Genomic DNA, 1,565 nt, shown 5'->3' on the forward strand with positions numbered 1-1,565 from the left:
GCACGACCGCCCGCCGCCACGCGCAAGCAGCGGCGCCAGGCGACGCCGCGCGTCGACGCAGTCGGCACGCGCGGCGCGATGTCGAAATTGCGCAGGCTGCCGATGATCTGCCCAGCCGGCGGCGTAAATGTGAGCGCGGTAAGCGTGGAAGCGATGGCGATCTCGTCGAGCGCCGGCTGTGCGCGCAGCAACACGTTCGCGCCCGCCTGCTCCGCCACGACCGCCCAGCCGCACGACCAGTCCGCGAGTCCGGACGGACAGGCTTTGCCCGTGGCGAGGCAATGTCGCGCCGCGTCGATCCGGCATACGGTGATGCGCGTCTTGCGTCGGATCGCCTCGCTGCGCGCGTAGGAAAAGGTGCCGAGCAAGGCGTTCGCGCGCGCGTCCACCTGGTCGCGCACGCGCCACGCCGCGAACGTAGGCACGGCAGCCGTGACGCAGATCGCGAACAGCACGATCACGGCCATGGTTTCGAGCAAGGTGAAGCCGGCGCATTTCATCTGCAATCCTGATCATCAAGAAATTGCAATCACTCTAGAGACGAAACGAAACCGGAACAATTAGCCGAACGGCTAGCTGTTGCGCACGCGTGCGGCTCGCGACAATACCAGCGTCACGAACCACGACGGCAACAAAAGGGAGAAAGCGATGCGAGTAACGGCAGGCGTTACAGCGAGGCGGGCAATACGGGTGAGACGCGCGCGTTCAGCGCTTTTTCGGCGGCGTGGCGGCACCGCTCGCGCGGCGGAATTCCTCGATCACGTCCTCGAATTCGGAGACGTCCTCGAAGCGCCGGTACACGGAAGCGAACCGCACGAACGCGACCTTGTCGAGCTCGCGCAACTCGCCCATCACGAGCTCGCCGAGGCGCTCGCTGCGCACCTCGCGCTCGCCGCTGCCGAGCAGTTGATATTCGATACGGGCGACCGCCGCATCGATGGCGTCGGCTGCAACGGGCCGCTTGCGCAGCGCCAGTTGCATGCTCGCCATGATCTTGCGGCGGTCGAATTCCGTGCGGCTGCCGTCCTTCTTGACGATCGCCGGCATCGCCAGCTCGACCCGCTCGTACGTCGTGAAACGCTTGTCGCAGGCCGGGCAGCGGCGGCGGCGCCGGATCGCGGCGCCGTCCTCGGACACGCGCGAGTCGACCACTTGCGTGTCTTCATGCCGGCAGAAGGGGCAGCGCATACTGACTTACCGCAGGGCTTAACGGTAAACCGGGAAGCGCTTCGTCAGCTCCGAGACCTGCGCCTTCACGCGCTCGATCGTCGCTGCGTCTTCCGGATTGTCCAGCACGTCGGCGATCAGATTGCCGACCTGCTCCGCTTCCTTCACGCCGAAGCCGCGCGTGGTCATCGCCGGCGAGCCCAGACGGATACCGCTCGTGACGAACGGCTTTTCCGGATCGTTCGGGATCGCGTTCTTGTTCACGGTGATGTGCGCCGCGCCCAGCACCGCTTCCGCAGCCTTGCCGGTGATGTTCTTCGCGCGCAGATCGACCAGCATCACGTGGCTTTCCGTGCGGCCCGAAACGATACGCAGACCGCGCTTGACCAGCGTTTCAG

At 66.0% G+C, this 1,565-nt stretch carries 2 protein-coding genes and 1 pseudogene; all 3 read right to left on the reverse strand.

Features of this window, described 5'->3' with window-relative positions; genetic code table 11:
* On the reverse strand, nt 1-500 hold a 500-nt coding region (locus G3N97_RS38690), incomplete at its 3' end, for a GspH/FimT family pseudopilin (RefSeq protein ID WP_205997984.1).
* A gap of 205 nt (nt 501-705) precedes the next feature.
* Nucleotides 706-1,188: a transcriptional regulator NrdR gene (nrdR, locus tag G3N97_RS38695; protein WP_028220157.1), complete on the reverse strand. Its 483-nt coding sequence runs from the start codon at nt 1,186-1,188 to the stop codon at nt 706-708.
* 18 nt (nt 1,189-1,206) lie between these two features.
* Nucleotides 1,207-1,565, reverse strand: a pseudogene (gene glyA / locus G3N97_RS38700) (serine hydroxymethyltransferase); the annotation flags it as partial.

Source organism: Paraburkholderia sp. Ac-20347 (assembly GCF_017104805.1).
In the GTDB taxonomy this organism is placed as follows: domain Bacteria; phylum Pseudomonadota; class Gammaproteobacteria; order Burkholderiales; family Burkholderiaceae; genus Paraburkholderia; species Paraburkholderia tropica.